Here is an 18,167-nt window from a genome sequence, read left to right on the forward strand (position 1 = left end):
ATTATCACCCTAATGGCCATATTCCGGCCATTGTGATGATTCATTACTTCGTAAGCATAATCTTAGAAGTTATGACATAGACTCTAATTCATCAGTTTCATCCATTTTCCGACAATAATTTCCTTCGAAAGCCTGAGAAAAAGAGCGGTGGGAGCCGCTCTTTTTAACTAGCTTATGCAATTAAGGCATTTCGTCGTTTGCGAACAGAAGATCATCGTAGGCTTCCGCCGCAAGTTCCCACTCATCATCGTCCTCAATCGTTTCAAGCTGAGGCTCGCCGTTATCGGTCAGAATGACGCGAAACAGCTCGACCTCCTGCTCTTTCTTCATATCAGGCGATTGCAGAGCGGCATAAACGTACGGGCCCAGCTGAAACTCTGCTTTGATCTCGAATTTGTCGAGACTTCCGTGTTCAGAGACCAGCTCGATTACATTCCCGAACACTTCCCGAAGCCGCTCTTGCGGAACCGGAATAATGCGCTCGTTATCTGCCATTAATTTTCCTCCATCTCGCCGAGAAGCGTGTTGAAGGTTTCTTCAACCATGTTCCACTCTTCCTCGTCTTCGATCGTGTACAGCTTCAGGTCGTCGCCTTCTTCTTCATAACGGAAAGCGTATACTTCATCTTCCTCGTCACTTTCGCTTGCAAGCGGAACAACCATCATATATTTCGAATCAGAGCCATCCACTTCAAACTTCATGATGACTTCGAATTCTTCTTCGTTGCCGTCTTCATCCGGAATATAAATAATTTCCGGTTCTTCGAACTGCAGGTCATCCTTTGTCATCGCAACCCTCACCTTTTCGTTTTAGAATCGAGATAATTTTGCAAAATAAGCGTTGCCGCCATTTTGTCTATTACTAGCTTTCGCTTCTTCCGGCTAACATCCGCCTCAAGCAAAGTCCGCTCGGCGGATACCGTTGTCAGCCGTTCATCCCAAAGGTGAACAGGCAAGTTTAGTGTTTGCTGAAGCTGCTCTGCGAATGCCATACTTATTTCGCCGCGGGGGCCAATCGTATTGTTCATATTTTTCGGCAGTCCCACAACGATTTCCGTTACTTCATGCTCTTTCACCAGCTCGGCAATCCGATCCATTTCGCCGCCGTCCCTGCGCTTGTGAACGGTTTCCAGTCCCTGCGCGGTCCAGCCGAACGCGTCGCTGACCGCAACTCCGATGTTGCGGTCACCGTAATCCAAACCCATTGTTCTCATATCCGGCTCCCAAATTCTTATTTCTTGTTGTTCAGATAAAACCGGACAAGCTCTTCAATGAGTTCATCGCGTTCTTTCTTGCGAATTAAGCTTCTGGCGTTGTTATGCCGTGGAATGTAGGCGGGATCTCCGGACAGCAAATACCCAACAATCTGATTGATCGGATTATACTCTTTCTCCAGAAGCGCCTCATGCACCGTAAGCAAAATGTCTTGTGAGGAAGATTCGCCTTCCGCCTTCACATTAAACTTCATCGTGTTGTCCATGGAATTCATCGCCAGCACCTCGCTTTCCAACCGCATTTATTAACTAGTTTATTACATTTACACTGCTATCATATCACATTTGATTGGTTAAGAACCAGTTCTTCGGCAAGTTTCAAAGCTTCGTCCAGCTTCGAAGCGTCTTTGCCGCCGGCTTGCGCCATATCCGGACGTCCGCCGCCGCTGCCGCCGCAATGCGCAGCCGCTTCCTTGACGATCTTGCCGGCATGGAAGCCTTTCTTGACCAGATCGGCCGATACGGCAGCAACTAGGCTGACTTTGTCCTCTTGCACGGCGCCGAGGATAATAACCGCAGAAGGCAGCTTCGCTTTCAGCTCGTCTGCAATGCCGCGGAGAGCATCCATTGTAGGCGCGCTGACCTTCGCGCTCAATACGGTTACTTCGCCAACGGTTTTCGCGCTTTGCTCAAGGGAGCCTGCTTCGATGCGGCTCAGCTTCGCCTGCAGCGATTCGTTCTCGCGTCCCAGCTCTTTCACTTGCGCGAACAGGGCTTCAATCCGTTTTGGAACATCGTTGTTGTTAGCTTTCAGAAGCGCCGAAGCCTGCTTCAGAAGATCAAGCTGACCTTCCGTATAGCCGTACGCATGGCGGCCGGTTACTGCTTCGATACGGCGTACGCCGGAACCGATGCCGCTCTCGCTTACCAGCTTGAACATACCGATCTGGGACGTATTCGCTACGTGACAGCCGCCGCACAGCTCGATGCTGTAAGAGCCGACTTGCACAACGCGCACGATGTCGCCGTACTTCTCGCCAAACAGCGCCATAGCGCCCATTGCTTTTGCTTCCGCAATCGGCTTGCTCTCGATTACAACAGGAGTTCCAATCCAGATTTGCTCGTTTACCTTGCGCTCGATTTCCGTCAGTTCTTCAGGCGTAATGCTGCCGAAATGGGAGAAGTCGAAACGCAGGCGGTCTGCCTGTACAAGCGAGCCTGCCTGGTTAACGTGGTCGCCAAGCACTTCTTTCAGTGTTTTGTGCAGCAAGTGAGTTGCCGTATGGTTCTTGATGACATCCTCGCGTACCGAACGGATAACGACAGCCTCCACAGTCTCTCCAGTACGAACGGTACCGGAAGCGACCACGGCGTGATGTACGCTTTGGCCATGCGGCGCTTTTGTTACATCTTCAACCTGCAGCGTAAATCCGTTGCCTACGATCGTGCCTTTGTCGCCGATTTGACCGCCGCTTTCCGCATAGAAAGGAGTACGGTCGAGCAGCACAAGCACGCGGCTGCCTTCGCCTACGAGGTCTACCAGCGAATCTTCATGGACGATAGCTGTGATTTGGGCTTCTGTTACCAGTTCATTATAGCCAACAAATTCACTTTTAACCGTAAAGTCGGCAAGCGGACCGCCTTGTACGTTCATGCCGCCTGTATCCTGGCGGGCTGCGCGAGCGCGTTCGCGCTGAGCTTCCATCGCAGAGTCAAAGCCTTCGCGGTCAACGGTCATGCCGTTCTCGGAAGCAAAGTCCTCTGTCAGGTCAAACGGGAAGCCGTACGTATCGTACAGGCGGAATGCGTCCTCGCCGCCGATCTCTGTTGTGCCCGCTTTGCGTGCTGCTGCAACCAGATCGGACAGCATGACAAGACCGTCGGACAAGGTTTCGTGGAAACGCTCCTCCTCCGTACGGATAACGCGCTCGATAAACTCGCGTTTGTCGACAACCTCCGGATAGTAGACGCCCATAATCTCGCCTACGACGGAAGTCAGCTCATACAGGAACGGACGGTCGATGCCGATTGTTTTTCCGTAACGCACGGCGCGGCGTAGCAATCGGCGGATAATGTAGCCTCGTCCTTCATTGGAAGGCATAACGCCGTCGCCCACCGCAAAGGCAACCGTACGGATATGGTCGGCGATTACTTTCAGCGCAACGTCATGCTCGGCATTGACATGGTACTTCACACCGGCGATTTCGCAGGTGCGCTCGATGATCGGAATAAACAGGTCGGTATCGAAGTTGGAATCCACATCCTGCAGGATGGAAGCGAAACGCTCGAGCCCCGCGCCCGTATCGATGTTTTTGTTCGGAAGCGGCGTGTAGCTGCCGTCTTTGTTATGGTTGAATTGGGAGAATACAAGATTCCATACTTCAAGGAAGCGCTCGTTCTCGCCGCCCGGCCAGCATTCCGGATCGTTCAGGTCGCCGTACTTCTCGCCGCGGTCATAGAAAATTTCGGTGCAAGGTCCGCAAGGGCCCTCGCCGATATCCCAGAAGTTGTCCTGCAGCTTGTAGATGCGCTCGGCCGGAAGGCCGATTTTCTCGTTCCAGTATTTGTACGCTTCCTCGTCTTCCGGATATACCGTAACGGAGAGGCGCTCAGGATCGAAGCCGATCCATTCTTTGCTCGTCAGAAACTCCCAAGCCCAAGTGATGACTTCCTCTTTGAAATAGTCGCCAATGGAGAAGTTGCCCAGCATCTCGAAGAACGTATGATGGCGGCGGGTTTTGCCGACATTCTCGATATCGTTCGTGCGGATACATTTCTGCGAGTTCGTGATGCGCGGATTGTCAGGAATGACGCGTCCGTCGAAATAAGGCTTGAGCGGAGCCATGCCCGCATTGATCCAGAGCAGCGACGGATCGTTGTGAGGGACCAGCGATGCGCTTGGCTCGATATGGTGTCGTTTGCTTTCGAAGAAGGAAAGCCATTTGGAACGAATTTCACTTGCTTTCATGGTTAATAACCTCCGTTAAAATTTGAGTTGAGATCAGCATGATGGGCACTGCGAGAAAGGTTGAGCCTTTGGCCGCTGTTGTTTTTGAATTTCTTGAACGATATGTACAAGGTTAAAATTCAAAAACAAAGGCGGACGCTGTCGCTCCAAAAGCTACAACCTTTCTCTCCGCGCGCCGACGCCGCTCACTTCTTCAAACCTTTAAAAGTTTGTTTTGGAACATAAAAAAGTCCCTGTCATAAGACAGGGACGAATTTAATATCGCGGTACCACCCTGGTTATTGCCCGAACGCACGCTTGCCGCCGCATTCAAAAGCAATCTCCTCGTATGGACGATAACGGGTCCTCCCGGTGAAGTTCGTTCACACTCCGAAAGTAGCTTTCGGCCATTCTTCGTCCCAAGAGCTCTTACAGCCGACGCCCTAAGGCGAAGAAGCTCTCTCTCTGATTGACGGGCTATGGCTTACTTCCTTCCATCAACGCTTTTGCATGTAGTAGTTGCTGCAACTGTCTAAAGTATATCGGCCAACGGATCGTCTGTCAAATGGTCTTTCGCCTGACATAATAAGCGAAAATATGCTGGACGATCACTTTAAGCGCCGCGAAGATCGGAACCGCCAAAATCATCCCTACAATGCCGGCAATCTCTCCTCCGACGAGCAAGGCGAAGATAATAGCAAGCGGATGAATATGGAGCGTACGCCCAACCACCTGCGGGGATACGACATTGCCCTCAAGCACTTGGCAGGCCATGTTGACGATGGCGACAAACAGCACCATTTTCATAGAGATTGTTGACGCAACGAGAAGGGCCGGAGCCGCGCCAAAGAATGGGCCCAAGTACGGGATAATGTTTGTCACGGATACAATGCTGGCAAGCAGAAGCGGATACGGAAGCCCAATGATGACGTACCCGATATAGGCGAGTATGCCAACGATGATGCAGACGATAAATTGCCCCCGGATGTAACTTCCGAGCGCCGTATCGATATCCTTGAGCAGCCTGACGGTATGCTTGCGGTGCGACTTCGGAACGTAGGTGATGACCGTCCGCTCGAACAAATCGAAGTCCTTCAATATATAAAATGCCAGGAACGGGATGATAAAAGCGATAAATACCGCATTCACGACAGACCCGATATTGTTAATGAAATGGGAAACGGTATCCGACAGCTTCTTCTCCATCTGATAAATGGACTTGTTCATCCCGTCCCGGATACTGTCCGGCAGAAAAGACGTATTGTTCAAATCGGTCACGAGGCTTTCAGCTCGATAGGTCAAATCGGGAACATGGCGGTTCAGCTGGTCCATCTGTTCCTTGAACATCGGGATCACGTTAACTAAAATGACGGCCAGCGCCGCGCAAAATACGGCATAAATCAGCAGAACCGCTGCCGTTCGGGGAACCTTCCGCTCATGCAGCATCGTAACAATCGGATTCAGCACGTAAGATACGATCATGGCGATAATAAACGGGGCGAGAATCGACCTTAAAAACACGTAAAAATGAATGAAAATGGGCTTTACCAGTAGAAGTAAATAAAGGGCAAGCAGCCCCATAATGATATAGACCAGCCATACGAACAGACGGCTCTTCGTCAACCGTTCCACCGTCCTCACCCCCGCTTGTTTCATTACCGAAAGCCTAAAGATTGACAGAGCAATCTGCTTCAGTATATGTACAAGCAGTCCATTTCATCCATGAATGCCCTATAGAATATGGCTACACTTTAAATTTGCCGACAAGTAACTTCAATTCGATCGACGTATGGCTTAACAGCTGAGCAGACGCATAGATTTGCTGGATTCCCGCATATTGCTCCTCCACATGGGCGGAAACATCCTGCGCGCCTGCTGACGCTTCCTTGGCAACCTCGCGGATTTGCAGCATCGATTGAGCTGCGTTGTCCGCTTCCCCCGCTGTCGCTTCGGATATAACGGCAATCTGCTCGATCTGTCTGGCCATTTCGGCAACAGCCGCTGCAATACGCTCAAAGGAAAGTCCTGCCTCAGCAACGACCCGCGTTCCCGCCTGAACGGCATCGGCGCTTCCTCTGGTTGAGGCGACAACATCCCCCGTTTCTGTCCGGATGCTTGCGATAAGCTCCGCTATTTCCTGTGCAGCGCTTGCCGTCTGCGACGACAGCTGACGGATTTCGTTCGCAACAACGGTAAAACCCCGGCCGGCAGCGCCTGCTCGTGCCGCTTCAATAGAAGCATTCAAGGATAATAAGTTCGTCTGCCGCGCAATGCCTGCGATTAGCTCGATAGCAAGCTGGATTTTTTCAGAGCGTTCTCCAAGCTTCTGGACAGATCCCGTTAAAATACCCATGGTACTTGAAATGGCGCTCATTTGCCGGACAGCGGCATTCATTGCCGTACTCCCCTGCAACGCAGCCTCTTGCGCCGCTGCCGTCTTTTCTCGGGCAACACCAACGACCCCTTCCATCCGCGACATCGAACCCGACATGGCTTCGATTCGGACAGTACTGCGGTCTATGCTGTCGGCCTGCCGCTCGGTACCATGCGCGATTTCCTGAACGATAGTCGTAATTTGCTCGGAAGCCGACCGCAAATGTCCGGATCCAATGTTCGTCTGGTTCGCAGCTTCTGCCATTTGACTGGCATGTTTGCTCACCTCGGCTATCATGTTTCTCAAATGAAGATTCATGGTATGAAAAGCGGCCGCAAGATCGCCAAGCTCATCCCGCTTGTGCACATGCACGGTTTCGCCAGTCAAATCATATGCTGCTATTTGCTCTGCGGCTTTAACCAGGCGACGAGTCGGCTTTACAATGGATTGCGATAGAAAATAGCCAATCAGCACAGACAACAGAAGCGCCGCAGAACTTCCGGCAAGCAGGATCCGTGACAGCTGCGTCACCTGATCTGCATTAGCTGCCAATTTGCCCTCCATCGCCTTATTTTGCCCATTTTGAATTGTATTTGCAGTGACAGACAGCTGCTCTGACACCTGGATCGCCCACATCTTCGCTTCAGCTTGCGCAAGATTCGGGCGGTTGTCATGCATATATCCCGTTACTTTGCTTACCAGCCTCTTGAAGGTTTGGTTTGATTCATCCATGGCGGCGATCGAGCTGTCATCTTCGGCCAATAAACCTTCCAGCCGCTTAATTGTCGCTTCCAGATCTCCGTTTGTTCTCAACAACAGCTCTTCCAACTCACCGGAAGGCTCCAACAGATAATGAAATAACATCCCTTTCTGCTGCTCCGTCAAAGTTTCGATAGCCGCGGCCTGCTCCGCAATTTTCGTGTTCGTATGAATGATGGAGGAAGCCGACCGGTCGATTTGGTGAAGAAAAATATAAGCGGTGACGCTGACTGCCCCTACCAGTACGGCCACCCCGATAAAGGCAGCCATCATTTTTTGTCTGATTGCAATTCGGACGGCTGTTCTCTTTTTAATAGCCGCTGCCAGTTGTTTCATGCGAAGTTCCCCCGTTATACGTAGAATGTACTAAGATTATCGTTCGTCCTGCTCCGCATGAACATATAAATTTCTGATGATTTCCTATACGATTCTCCTGTGCTTCATCCAAGCACAGCAAAAAGGACGGCCCATAGCCGTCCTGAAGTCGTCACCTGATCTATAGAGCCGCTAATTGATTTGAATTTGCGGCATTTCCTCTTCAAAGAACAAATCGTCGAGCGAACTCAGCGTTCCATCCTCTTCCACTTGATAGACCGACATTTTCTCACCGTTCACTGTCAGCTCTATGAAGCAGCCCCAGCAGTAGAACTGATGGGAACCGATTTTACCAATATCCTTTGAATTGCAGTTGGGACATCTCATCATCTTTCATTTCTCCCTATTTATCGAATTGGAAGCTGCGACAGGCTCCAATTCCGCTTCACTGACAGCAGGAACGATAATCGCGTCTTCCCCGAGCAGCACGGCATCCGGATCCTCCGGGGCCTTCAGCCATTTGCGCCCTTCCATCAGATCAGATATAAAGCCATCCGTAAGCTCATAGCCTACTATTTGTGTACCCTGAAACGGGTAAAAATAAACATCGGACACTCGTCCGAGCTGTATTCCTTGCACCGTTATCATAGGCAAGTCCTTCAGCTTCACGACGCCGGTCTCAAAAGAACGTCCGATCTCGGCGGCTTTAACCGGTTTTACGGCGGATTCTCTTGATATGAGTACGGCGTCTTCGCCGCAGGTTAACACTTCCGCCCATTCGACGGCTTTAACCGATGTCGCAAACCATTTTGCGCCTTCTACTACAAGACCGATTAACCGCCAATGTTCATCGAACCAAGCGTCTCGTACATTGCCGACATGCTTCCCGGAATGAATGACAAGCACCGGCAGCCCGATTAATTGCTGGAGTTTGATCATGGCGTGCCTCATGCCTCCTACTGATTGGTACGGATCCGCTCCACGATTGTCGCGATTTTGCGTGCAGCGTCTTCCAGTTCCTCCACAGTATTCCCCAAACCAAAGCTGAATCGTACAGCTGAATTCAAACGTTCCTCCGAAAGGTTCATTGCCTTCAGCACATGCGATCTTTCAAGCGAACCCGACGTGCAGGCAGAACCGCTTGCCGCGGCAATGCCTTCCATGTCCAGGTTCATCAGCATCGTCTCCGTATCAATTCCGATAAAGCTTATATTTACGATGTTCGGAAGATGATGCTCCGCATTCCCGTTAATAACGATCTCCGCTTTTCCGGATAGCGCAGCCTTCAGCTTGTCTACCCATTCTGTACGAAGCTTGTCCAGGAAAAGTTTCTTGCCGCCGAGATTGTTCACACAAATTTCAACAGCTTTAGCGAAACCGGCAATGCCGGCGACATTCTCCGTCCCCGGTCTCCGCTTTCGCTCCTGCGATCCACCGTGCGCGATCGGCTCAAACGGCGTGCCGTTTGCCAAGTATAAAGCGCCTACGCCCTGCGGCCCGTTTATTTTATGCGCGGAAAAGCTCATCAAATCAACCGGCAGCTCGGACAGCCGGTAGGCAGCCGTGCCAAAGGCTTGGACAGCATCCACATGGAACAGTATGCCGTGAGCATGAGCCAGTTCGCCAATCTCTTCGATTGGCTGCAAAGTGCCGACTTCATTGTTGCCGTGCATAATGCTGATAAGCCCCGTTGCGGGCTGAATCGCTGCGGCAATATCATCTACGGAGACTCGTCCCGTCTGATCTACCGGAACGTAAGTCACTTCGTAACCTGCCTCGGCCAAGGCTTCGCAGGTATGCAGAACGGCATGATGCTCCGCGCTTGATGTAATGATATGGGTTTTGCCCCTCGTTCTCATCGCCGCTGCGGCGCCGATAATAGCCGCATTGTCGCTTTCCGTTCCGCCGGAGGTGAAGATCAGCTCGGACGGCTTGCATCCAAGCGCGGCCGCGATCAAATCGCGCGACCGGTTCACCCTCTGCTTCGCCGCGCGCCCGAAGGCATGCATGCTGGACGGATTGCCGCCGGCTCCCGTCATCACTTCCAGCATCGCTGCCGCTACTTCCGGATGCATCGGCGTTGTTGCCGCGTGGTCAAAATAATACTTTTGCATACGAATCCCTCATTAAATATAGAACATATAACTGTCTGCAACGCCCGCATCCTGGTAGTTCACCAGATCGGCCAGGGTTGTCGAATCAAGCACGCTGGCGATGCTGTCGCGGATGCGCAGCCACAAATCACGCTTGGCCGGATCATCCTCTTCCGTGAAATCTACCGGGGAAATCGGGCCTTCCAATATACGAATCACGTCGCCGGCCGTAATCGTCTCCGGCTCCTTGGACAAGATATAACCGCCGTAAGCGCCGCGAATACTTTTTACAAGTCCGGCATTGCGAAGCGGTGCAACCAATTGCTCCAGGTAGTGCTCGGAAAGCTGATTGCGCTCGGCAATGCTTTTAAGTGAAATCGGACCTTCGCCGAATTTTCCCGCAAGCTCCATCATAATGGTGAGGCCGTAACGGCCTTTCGTCGATATTTTCATATTCGGGCACCTCTCTTAAGTAGTAGTTGTTCCATTCGATAGCGCGTATGTTAGCGTGTTGTTTGTTTATAATTACGGGTATTCCCATATCATATCTATGTTAACACAACCTTTTGCGACATGCGAGAAAAGGATTGACTTTTCATGAAAAAGTTTCTCGACTATGTTACAATAGTACGAAGTCCGTTCGCGGAGAGTAAGTCTTGCGTAACGGTCTTAGAAGTGTGACGAACAAGGTGGTGCGCGTGATGGTGAAATCGAAGCAAGAAACACGCGTCGTTGTCGGGATGTCCGGCGGAGTTGACTCCTCCGTAACGGCTCTGCTGCTCAAGCAGCAAGGCTATGACGTGGTTGGCATATTTATGAAAAACTGGGATGACACCGATGAATTCGGTCATTGCACAGCGGAAGAGGACGCTGAGGATGTACGCCGGGTTTGCGATCAGATCGGCATCCCTTATTATACGGTAAACTTTGAGAAGCAGTATTTCGATAAAGTATTTACTTATTTCCTCGATGAATACAAGCGGGGCCGGACGCCTAATCCGGATGTGATGTGCAACCGGGAGATCAAATTCGGCGATTTCCTCAAAAAAGCGAACGAGCTTGGCGCCGATTATCTGGCAACCGGCCATTATGCGCGGGTTGAACGGAACGAAGACGGCGAGACCAGACTGCTCCGCGGCGTTGACGGCAATAAGGATCAAACCTATTTCCTAAGCGCGCTGAATCAGAAGCAGCTCGAGAAGGCCATGTTCCCGATCGGGCATCTCCCTAAGCCGGAAGTGCGCCGGATTGCCGAAGAAGCGGGTCTTTATACCGCGAAGAAAAAAGACAGCACCGGCGTTTGCTTTATCGGCGAGCGCAACTTCAAGGAATTCCTGAGCGGTTATTTGCCTGCCCGTCCCGGCGATATGGTCGATATCCGTTCCGGGGAGGTAAAAGGACGCCATGACGGTCTCATGTATTATACGCTGGGACAACGCCAGGGTCTTGGCATCGGCGGATCCGGCAACGGCGAGCCTTGGTTCGTGGCCGACAAGGATCTGGAGCGCAACATTCTTTACGTTGTGCAGGGCGAATCCCATCCAAGCCTGTATTCCACGGGTCTTACGGCAAGCGGCATGAACTGGATCGCGCCTCATAGACCGGAAGGCACCTTCCGCTGCACGGCGAAATTCCGTTACCGCCAGCCGGATCAAGGCGTGAGCGTAACGCTGCAAGCCGACGGCACCGCTGAGGTTGTATTCGACAATCCGCAAAAGGCGATCACGCCGGGTCAAGCCGTTGTCTTGTACGATGGCGACGTCTGCCTGGGCGGCGGAACGATCGATGCCGTTCACAAGATTGATGAAACGGCGTTTGAAGCGTTGGCCAAATAAATCACGAAATCCCCCTTGCCGCTTGGACAAGGGGGATTTATTTTTTCCTCATGAGTGTCCCTCCGCCATATCTTCCTGCCCCGGTTTCCCTTTCCAATTGCCCTGCTTTGCTCCGGTGGTCAATTTCAGCACCAGAACGCGGGAAATCCGCAAATGATCCGTTTCCTCGATAATAAACGCATATTCGCCGCCATTATCTATCCGCTGACCGCTTGTAGGCGGAATCTCGATCTGGGAATACATCCAGCCGCCGATCGTATCGTAATTGTCGCTTTCGATATCCATGCCGAAATAACTGTTCACTTCCTCGATCAGCATCATTCCGCTGATCGAGTAGACGGAATCGTCCCGCTTCTCGATCTCCGCCCGCTCTTCGTCGAATTCATCCTGAATCTCTCCCACGATCTCTTCCATGATGTCTTCCAGCGTAACAAGACCGGATGTCCCCCCGTATTCATCGATGAGAATGGCGATTTGCGCTTTCCTCTTCTGCATCAGAATGAGCAGATTGCTGATTTGCATCGAATCGGGAACCGTAGTCATCGCCCGCGTAATCTGACGGATATCGGTCAGGCTATGCGTCGTGTCCTTCAGCAAATCTTTTATATGAACGAATCCGATAATATTATCCTTGTCATGGTCGCAGACGGGATATCTCGTATGCATCTCGTTTAACGCGATAGCCTTGTTGTCCTCCAATGACAGATGGACGTACAGGCAGACCATCTCCGTGCGCGGAATCATAATCTCGCGGGCATTGGTCTCGGCAAATTCGAATATATTATCCACCAGCGTCAGTTCCGTATTGTTGATCAATCCGCTCTTATGGCTCTCTTGCATGAGAATGCGGATCTCTTCCTCCGTATGGGCGGAATGCTGCTCGGATGCCGGTTCGATGCCGAACCGCTTCAGGAGCTGGTTCGCAAGACCGTTTAATACCCAGATAAACGGATACATCAGCTTGTGGAACAGGACAAGAGGCGTTGCGGTAAGCAGGGTAACGCTTTCCGCTTTGCGAATGGCCAATGTTTTGGGGGCGAGTTCACCGAGGACAATATGGAGAATGGTAATAAACATAAAGGAGATAATGAAGGAAATCGAATGAATCCAAACCGGATTGCCCCAGCCAAGCGCGAGAAACCACGGCTCGATCAAATCCTTGATCGCCGGTTCCCCTATCCAGCCAAGGCCAAGCGAAGCCAGCGTAATCCCAAGCTGGCACGCAGACAAATAAGCATCGAGATTGCTCGTCAACTGCGAGGCAAGCTTCGCCCGCATATGTCCCTCGGCCGCCAGCGTTTCAATCCGGGTACCCCGAACCTTGACCATGGCGAATTCCGCGGCAACAAACAGACCGTTCATAAACACCAGAAAAACGATAAGAACCAGCTGCATAACCATCGGAAGCGGATCACTCAATACAGTCCCCTGCAGCCGTGCGACCTGCACAGCAGCAGGTGCACCTCCTTCGAGAAGGGAATTTGCGATTCTGTAAAGATACGGTAATTTAAGTTTATTCCGCGCAAACCTTGCATTATGACGATTTATTGCCTTCGAATATTGTTCAAAAAGGCGAAGCCGAAACGAATGTCCGATCTGTTATAATGACATCAATTAATCCAATACACAAAGGGGAATGTCCTAATGAAACGTATCCTTTTTATCTGCTTGGCCGCCTTGTTCTTGCTGCCGGGCATCGCGATGGCCCATTCCAAAATCACCGTATCCACCCCTGCCAAGGAGGAGACCGTTACCGTTTCCCCTGCCGAGATTTCAATGACCTTTAACACCGATATCGAGAAGCTGAGCCAATTCAAGCTGCTCGATGAATCCGGCAAGCAGGTTCCGACCGGGGATATTGCGGTACATAAAGCGACAATGAGCGGTTCGGTGACCGAGCCTCTGAAGAATGGCGCCTACACGGTAAAATGGACGATTATCGGCGCTGACGGTCATGCGGTTGACGGTGAATACGCCTTTACGGTTAATGCTCCGGAAGCTACGCCTTCTCCATCGCCGGAAGCCACGGCAACCCCGGCAGAGACGTCTTCTTCTCCAAGCGCCGAAGTTACCGAGGCACCCGATGCAAGCGCATCCGCGGATGGCAACGTCTCCGAGGAACCCGCTCCCGCAGCTCCGGCAGAGGACACAAAGGCTGAATCCGGGAATGACAATGGCGTTAACACCGTGATCTGGGTTATTGCCGGCGTTATTGTGGCTGCCGCCGTCGTTATCGTGATCCGGAGGAACCGCAAATGAGTTATGTCAGCGAGGCTCTTCTCTATGTCTGCTTCGCCGTTCTGACCGGAACGTTTATACTGCGGGTTGTCCCGGAGCATAGACGCCCGGACATACATACGCCGAACTGGCTTCTCCTCGTTTGCGCGCTTGCGATTCCGGTACTCGAATACGTGCCTATTCACGATTCTGCGGTGCTGTTTGCCAAGGATACGGACGTGACCTACGGTGAAATGGTGAAGAGCATCCTCTTGGAGCTGAACAACGGCAAAGCCTGGATCTGGTCGGCTGTCGCTTCCGTGGGCCTTGCTTTCCTGCTTGGACTACCTTCCTTCCGGAACGATAAGCATATGCCGAAGGTCGGCTTGTTCATTATGTTCCTGCTCATTCTCTGGCTTGGTTATGCCAGCCATGCGACTTCGCTTTACGGCACCAAGGGCTGGCTGGTTCACTCCGCCCATTTCCTTGCCGTAACCGTGTGGATCGGCGTCTTGTTGATTGCCAGCTGGTTCTCCGCGAGCAGCCGCAACTGGGAGGCTTTCCTGGCCTGGTTCTCGCCGCTTGCGATCGGCTGCATGCTGATCACCTTTATCGCCGGCATTACGCTCATGACTTTTACGACGCCGCAGTATGTCAATTCGTGGATGCTGCCTTACGGTCAGATGCTTCTGCTGAAGCATTTGCTCCTTGCGCCGCTGCTTTTATTTGCCTACACGAACGGCTTCGGCTACCGGAACAAGCTTAAGGAGAACAGCAACTTCAATCCACTTCCGTGGCTCAAAGCGGAGAGCGTCATCGCCTTGCTGCTCTTTATCGTCACCGGAGTGCTGGGGCAGCAGACGCCTCCCCATAACGTGAAGGAAACGCTGCAATCGGTATCGCCTTCCAAGCTGTTCAGGGCGGTCTACAACGGGCATTTCAGTCCGGATTTGTCTTTGAAGCTTTCGATCGGGCTGGACAGCATTCTCATGCTTGCCGCGGCTCTCGTCATGATCTACGGACTTATTCAGATGTACAAAGAAAACAAAATTTTGCCGGCCTTTATTATGGGACTGCTCACTACGGCATTTGGATACTTTGCTTTGATGTTCGGTATTGGATAATAATCAAATAAAAGCGCCGCTTCGTCATGGAAGCGGCGCTTTTTTAATCTATTATTTTGCAAGCTTGATGCCATAATTTTCAGCAAGCTGGTCCAGCATCAGATTAGCAGCTTTGATGCCGCCCGCCGTATTCCAGATCGCGTCGTCTACCCGGTAGGCATGGCCTGCTTTCACCGCGCTGAGACCTTTCCAGATCGGATCGTTCGTCCACTCCTGCTCTTGAGCGGAGCCCTTGCCGTCACCCGTATCGTAAGTGAAGTAGAAGATTCGGTCCGCATCCGTTTCCGGCAAACGTTCCTTCGTGATTTCGTCGGCAAACGTTTCCTTCGAATTCAGCGTCATCTCGTTGCGTGTCAGGCCAATCTGCGCCGCGATGACACCGGAGAAGGTGTCAGTGTGATAGACACGCGTTTTTCCGCCCATAAAGCGGACAAACGATACGGTTTCCTTCAATTTGTCTCCGGCTTGCGCTTTGAAATCCTCAATGCGGGCGTCAAAGTCGGCAAGCAGCTTGTTGCCTTCTTCGGTTTTGCCAAGCGCTTCCGCATACAGCTTGAAGTTATCCTTCCAGGCGCCGCGAAGCGTTTCGGCCTCCACCGTTGGCGCGATAGCTTTCAGCTGTTCGTAGATTTCCTCATGTCTCATTTTGTTCGCAATAATGAGATCCGGCTGAAGTCCGGCGATAAGCTCCAGATTCGGCTGGCCTTCTTCGCCTACTACCTCCACGCCTTCCATGTCCGCCGCGATATGGTCGTACCACGGGTTGCCCGTGAAGGATTTGACAGCGCCAACCGGCTTCACGCCAAGCGCCAATACGGCTTCCGTCCCTTCATTCGTCAGAACAACAACCCGCTTCGGCGTGCCTTTAATCTCGGTTTCTCCCATGGCGTGCTTCACGATGCGGGTCTCGTTCGAAGCTGCCTGCTCCGAATTCCCTGCTTGATTATTGGTTGTTTCTGTTCCTGAATTATTATTCAAATTCGATCCGCAGCCTGCTGCCAGAACAGCGATAATCATTGTGCAAAGCGTCAGCCAAATTATTTTCTTTCCGTTGAAACGGTTCTTCATGCGAATAAGTGCCTCCCGATGATAATATTTCTCACTTGGACAATATAAAAGAAAACGACCTCATAGTCAATATAATTTTGATAACGATTCTCATATTCATTGACAGGCTATAACTCGTCCATTAAAATTCACTAGGTACATATTCATATTTATAATAAGTTGTCATCCGAGAAAAAGGAGTCCGCGCACAGCTATGAGACTAACAGGATTCATTATATCCCTTCTGCTCCTTGGAGCAGCGATTATATGCAGCATTGCATTCGGCGTAACGGATATCCCGCTTGCGACTGTCTTTGATGCCGTTTTTCATTATCAGCCTTCCAATCAAGAGCATCTGATCATTCAGACGGCAAGAGTTCCGCGGGCTCTAATCGCAGCCGCTGCCGGTGCCAGCCTGGCTGTTGCAGGCGCCTTAATGCAGGTCATTACCCGCAACCCGATCGCTTCCCCAAGCGTATTTGGCGTCAATTCCGGCGCTTCCTTTATGGTGGTCGTAGCATCCAGCTGGCTGGGCGTTAACGGCATGCAGCCCCTTACTCTCCTTGCCCTGCTTGGCGCGGCAATCAGCGGCGCTATCGTGTTTGTGCTTGGCAGCATCGGACGGGACGGTATGACACCTGTCAAAATCACGCTAGCCGGCGCTTCGATCGCCGCTTTCTTCGCGTCGCTCACCCAAGGCTTTATGCTCTCCAGCGGAAAAATGTTCGACCAGGTGCTTGTCTGGCTCGTCGGCTCGGTTGCCGGCCGCGACATGCACATGCTCCTCAGCGTGCTTCCTTACATGGCGGTCGGCCTTGTCATTGGCATGGCGCTTTCGCGTCACTTAAACGTCCTCGGGATGGGCGACGACATTGCCCAGACATTGGGCCAACGAACGGCAGTTGTCAAATGGCTGGCTTCCGCTGCGGTTGTTCTGCTGGCCGGCGCGTCTGTTGCCGTTGCCGGCCCGATCGCCTTTGTGGGCATCATCATTCCGCATGTCGTCCGGTACTTCGTTGGCGCGGATTATCGCTGGGTTATCCCTTATTGCGCCGTTCTTGGCGGCGTATTGCTGGTGGCAGCCGACATCGGCTCCCGCTACATCGCCATGCCCCGAGAGGTGCCGGTTGGCGTTATGACCGCCGTAATCGGAGTGCCTTTCTTTGTCTATATCGCCAGGAAAGGAAGACAGACATCATGAGCAAATACAAGACGGTCCGGCTGAGCAGCCCCAAGCTATCCTATCTTCTCGAACGCAGAGCCTTATGGACGACGCTTATTCTGTTCCTGCTATGCGCTGCCGGCGCTATTGTCAGTACCGGAATCGGCAGCCAGTTCATCTCGCCGCTTGACGTGGTGAAATCGATCATCGGCAAAGGCAGCGCCATGCATGATGTTATCGTATTAAAGCTCCGGCTGCCGCGCATCGTAATCGCGATGCTGGTTGGAGCCGCCTTGGCTTCTGCAGGCGCCGTGCTGCAGGGACTGATCCGCAATCCTCTGGCCTCGCCCGATGTCACCGGAATTACGGAAGGCGCATCGCTCGGCACGGTTCTGTTTCTCTTTTTCCTTGGCGACCGTGTCTCCGTCCATTGGATGCCTATAGCCGCAATACTCGGCGCTTACGCGGTTACGTTTATTCTGTATATCCTGTCCTGGAAAAACGGCGCTTCGCCGCTCCGGATGGTTCTCATCGGAACCGGGTTATCGGCTGCGTTCAAGTCCGTCTCTTACATGTTTATCATTTCGAGTCCCTATTTCCTGGCGAACCGCGCAATGACCTTTATGACAGGCAGCATCTACGGCTCGTCCTGGGTGAAGGATGTTTATACGCTGCTTCCGTGGCTCATTGTCCTGCTCCCCGCGACGTGGCTGATGGCCCGCCATATGAATGTTCAGGCGCTTGGCGACGAGGTTGCCGGCAGTGCCGGCGCTCACGTGCAGAAGCACCGGTTCATCCTGCTGCTCCTAAGCGTATCGCTGGCCGGTGCCGCGGTTGCGATTGGCGGCGCAATTGCCTTTATTGGTTTGATAGCCCCGCATATGGCGCGGAAGCTTGTTGGCTCGTCCTTTGGCGGCTTGCTGCCGGTCAGCGCATTGATTGGCGCCTTGCTATTGCTTGTATCCGATTTGGCGGCCCGGACCGTATTCGCTCCGCTTGATATACCGGCCGGCGTCTTCACCGCAGCTATCGGCGCACCGTTCTTCTTATTTATGCTGTATCGCCACCGCAACCAATAACT

At 52.2% G+C, this 18,167-nt stretch carries 18 protein-coding genes; 5 read left to right on the top strand and 13 right to left on the bottom strand.

Annotated features, from left to right (window positions below; translation table 11 throughout):
* Positions 1-180 precede the first annotated feature (180 nt).
* From EV294_RS12460 to cymR, 11 genes are all read right to left on the bottom strand, one after another.
* Positions 181-495, bottom strand: coding sequence for a DUF1292 domain-containing protein (locus EV294_RS12460; RefSeq protein ID WP_132307205.1), 315 nt, complete (start codon positions 493-495; stop codon positions 181-183).
* Positions 495-788, bottom strand: a complete 294-nt coding sequence (locus EV294_RS12465; RefSeq protein ID WP_132307206.1) for a DUF1292 domain-containing protein — start codon at positions 786-788, stop codon at positions 495-497. The genes EV294_RS12460 and EV294_RS12465 overlap by 1 nt, the downstream gene beginning before the upstream one ends.
* An 8-nt stretch (positions 789-796) precedes the next feature.
* Positions 797-1,213, bottom strand: a complete 417-nt coding sequence (ruvX, locus tag EV294_RS12470) for a Holliday junction resolvase RuvX (protein ID WP_015845906.1) — start codon at positions 1,211-1,213, stop codon at positions 797-799.
* 17 nt (positions 1,214-1,230) lie between these two features.
* The gene (locus EV294_RS12475; RefSeq protein ID WP_015845907.1) at positions 1,231-1,488 is read right to left on the bottom strand and encodes an IreB family regulatory phosphoprotein; all 258 of its coding nucleotides are present in this window, start codon (positions 1,486-1,488) and stop codon (positions 1,231-1,233) included.
* A 59-nt stretch (positions 1,489-1,547) separates the two neighbouring features.
* Complete coding sequence (alaS, locus tag EV294_RS12480; RefSeq protein ID WP_132307207.1) at positions 1,548-4,181, bottom strand: alanine--tRNA ligase; 2,634 nt, start codon at positions 4,179-4,181, stop codon at positions 1,548-1,550.
* A 540-nt stretch (positions 4,182-4,721) separates the two neighbouring features.
* Positions 4,722-5,792 (bottom strand): AI-2E family transporter, encoded by a 1,071-nt coding sequence (locus tag EV294_RS12485; RefSeq protein ID WP_132307208.1) that lies wholly within the window; start codon positions 5,790-5,792, stop codon positions 4,722-4,724.
* A 112-nt stretch (positions 5,793-5,904) separates the two neighbouring features.
* On the bottom strand, positions 5,905-7,629 hold the full coding sequence (locus tag EV294_RS12490) for a methyl-accepting chemotaxis protein (RefSeq protein WP_132307209.1): 1,725 nt from the start codon (positions 7,627-7,629) through the stop codon (positions 5,905-5,907).
* 171 nt (positions 7,630-7,800) lie between these two features.
* Positions 7,801-7,998, bottom strand: a complete 198-nt coding sequence (locus EV294_RS12495) for a hypothetical protein (RefSeq protein WP_015845916.1) — start codon at positions 7,996-7,998, stop codon at positions 7,801-7,803.
* A 3-nt stretch (positions 7,999-8,001) separates the two neighbouring features.
* Positions 8,002-8,547: a PRC-barrel domain-containing protein gene (locus EV294_RS12500; protein ID WP_132307210.1), complete on the bottom strand. Its 546-nt coding sequence runs from the start codon at positions 8,545-8,547 to the stop codon at positions 8,002-8,004.
* A gap of 17 nt (positions 8,548-8,564) precedes the next feature.
* Positions 8,565-9,722 (bottom strand): cysteine desulfurase family protein, encoded by a 1,158-nt coding sequence (locus tag EV294_RS12505; RefSeq protein ID WP_132307211.1) that lies wholly within the window; start codon positions 9,720-9,722, stop codon positions 8,565-8,567.
* Positions 9,723-9,734: 12 nt separating this feature from the next.
* Positions 9,735-10,154, bottom strand: coding sequence for a cysteine metabolism transcriptional regulator CymR (gene cymR / locus EV294_RS12510; RefSeq protein WP_132307212.1), 420 nt, complete (start codon positions 10,152-10,154; stop codon positions 9,735-9,737).
* Between the two features lie 203 nt (positions 10,155-10,357).
* Here cymR and mnmA point away from each other — a divergent pair, with 203 nt between their 5' ends.
* Entirely contained in the window at positions 10,358-11,536 is a 1,179-nt protein-coding gene (gene mnmA, locus EV294_RS12515; protein WP_481856072.1) for a tRNA 2-thiouridine(34) synthase MnmA, read from the top strand.
* A 48-nt stretch (positions 11,537-11,584) separates the two neighbouring features.
* Here mnmA and EV294_RS12520 read toward each other — a convergent pair whose 3' ends face one another.
* Positions 11,585-12,937, bottom strand: coding sequence for a hemolysin family protein (locus tag EV294_RS12520; RefSeq protein ID WP_132308004.1), 1,353 nt, complete (start codon positions 12,935-12,937; stop codon positions 11,585-11,587).
* Between the two features lie 243 nt (positions 12,938-13,180).
* Here EV294_RS12520 and EV294_RS12525 point away from each other — a divergent pair, with 243 nt between their 5' ends.
* Positions 13,181-13,795 carry a copper resistance CopC family protein gene (locus EV294_RS12525; protein ID WP_132307213.1) on the top strand — a complete coding sequence of 205 codons (615 nt, stop codon included), beginning with the start codon at positions 13,181-13,183 and terminating at the stop codon, positions 13,793-13,795.
* The gene (locus EV294_RS12530; protein WP_132307214.1) at positions 13,792-14,877 is read left to right on the top strand and encodes a copper resistance D family protein; all 1,086 of its coding nucleotides are present in this window, start codon (positions 13,792-13,794) and stop codon (positions 14,875-14,877) included. Before EV294_RS12525 ends, EV294_RS12530 begins: the two co-directional genes overlap by 4 nt.
* Before the next feature lie 51 nt (positions 14,878-14,928).
* Here the strand turns inward: EV294_RS12530 and EV294_RS12535 are convergent, their stop codons facing one another.
* Complete coding sequence (locus EV294_RS12535; protein ID WP_132307215.1) at positions 14,929-15,945, bottom strand: ABC transporter substrate-binding protein; 1,017 nt, start codon at positions 15,943-15,945, stop codon at positions 14,929-14,931.
* Between the two features lie 193 nt (positions 15,946-16,138).
* Here EV294_RS12535 and EV294_RS12540 point away from each other — a divergent pair, with 193 nt between their 5' ends.
* The gene (locus EV294_RS12540; protein WP_132307216.1) at positions 16,139-17,125 is read left to right on the top strand and encodes a FecCD family ABC transporter permease; all 987 of its coding nucleotides are present in this window, start codon (positions 16,139-16,141) and stop codon (positions 17,123-17,125) included.
* Positions 17,122-18,165, top strand: coding sequence for a FecCD family ABC transporter permease (locus EV294_RS12545; protein ID WP_132307217.1), 1,044 nt, complete (start codon positions 17,122-17,124; stop codon positions 18,163-18,165). The genes EV294_RS12540 and EV294_RS12545 overlap by 4 nt, the downstream gene beginning before the upstream one ends.
* Positions 18,166-18,167: the final 2 nt, after the last annotated feature.

The organism is Paenibacillus sp. BK033 (genome assembly GCF_004345425.1).
Taxonomy (GTDB): domain Bacteria; phylum Bacillota; class Bacilli; order Paenibacillales; family Paenibacillaceae; genus Pristimantibacillus.

Bases quoted from the DNA above. Each gene is read 5' to 3' on its own strand.
- EV294_RS12460 (WP_132307205.1), bottom strand. From the start codon at position 495: ATGGCAGATAACGAGCGCATTATTCCGGTTCCGCAAGAGCGGCTTCGG.
- EV294_RS12465 (WP_132307206.1), bottom strand. From the start codon at position 788: ATGACAAAGGATGACCTGCAGTTCGAAGAACCGGAAATTATTTATATT.
- ruvX (WP_015845906.1), bottom strand. From the start codon at position 1,213: ATGAGAACAATGGGTTTGGATTACGGTGACCGCAACATCGGAGTTGCG.
- EV294_RS12475 (WP_015845907.1), bottom strand. From the start codon at position 1,488: ATGAATTCCATGGACAACACGATGAAGTTTAATGTGAAGGCGGAAGGC.
- alaS (WP_132307207.1), bottom strand. From the start codon at position 4,181: ATGAAAGCAAGTGAAATTCGTTCCAAATGGCTTTCCTTCTTCGAAAGC.
- EV294_RS12490 (WP_132307209.1), bottom strand. From the start codon at position 7,629: ATGAAACAACTGGCAGCGGCTATTAAAAAGAGAACAGCCGTCCGAATT.
- EV294_RS12495 (WP_015845916.1), bottom strand. From the start codon at position 7,998: ATGATGAGATGTCCCAACTGCAATTCAAAGGATATTGGTAAAATCGGT.
- EV294_RS12500 (WP_132307210.1), bottom strand. From the start codon at position 8,547: ATGATCAAACTCCAGCAATTAATCGGGCTGCCGGTGCTTGTCATTCAT.
- EV294_RS12505 (WP_132307211.1), bottom strand. From the start codon at position 9,722: ATGCAAAAGTATTATTTTGACCACGCGGCAACAACGCCGATGCATCCG.
- cymR (WP_132307212.1), bottom strand. From the start codon at position 10,154: ATGAAAATATCGACGAAAGGCCGTTACGGCCTCACCATTATGATGGAG.
- EV294_RS12520 (WP_132308004.1), bottom strand. From the start codon at position 12,937: ATGGTTATGCAGCTGGTTCTTATCGTTTTTCTGGTGTTTATGAACGGT.
- EV294_RS12525 (WP_132307213.1), top strand. From the start codon at position 13,181: ATGAAACGTATCCTTTTTATCTGCTTGGCCGCCTTGTTCTTGCTGCCG.
- EV294_RS12530 (WP_132307214.1), top strand. From the start codon at position 13,792: ATGAGTTATGTCAGCGAGGCTCTTCTCTATGTCTGCTTCGCCGTTCTG.
- EV294_RS12535 (WP_132307215.1), bottom strand. From the start codon at position 15,945: ATGAAGAACCGTTTCAACGGAAAGAAAATAATTTGGCTGACGCTTTGC.
- EV294_RS12540 (WP_132307216.1), top strand. From the start codon at position 16,139: ATGAGACTAACAGGATTCATTATATCCCTTCTGCTCCTTGGAGCAGCG.
- EV294_RS12545 (WP_132307217.1), top strand. From the start codon at position 17,122: ATGAGCAAATACAAGACGGTCCGGCTGAGCAGCCCCAAGCTATCCTAT.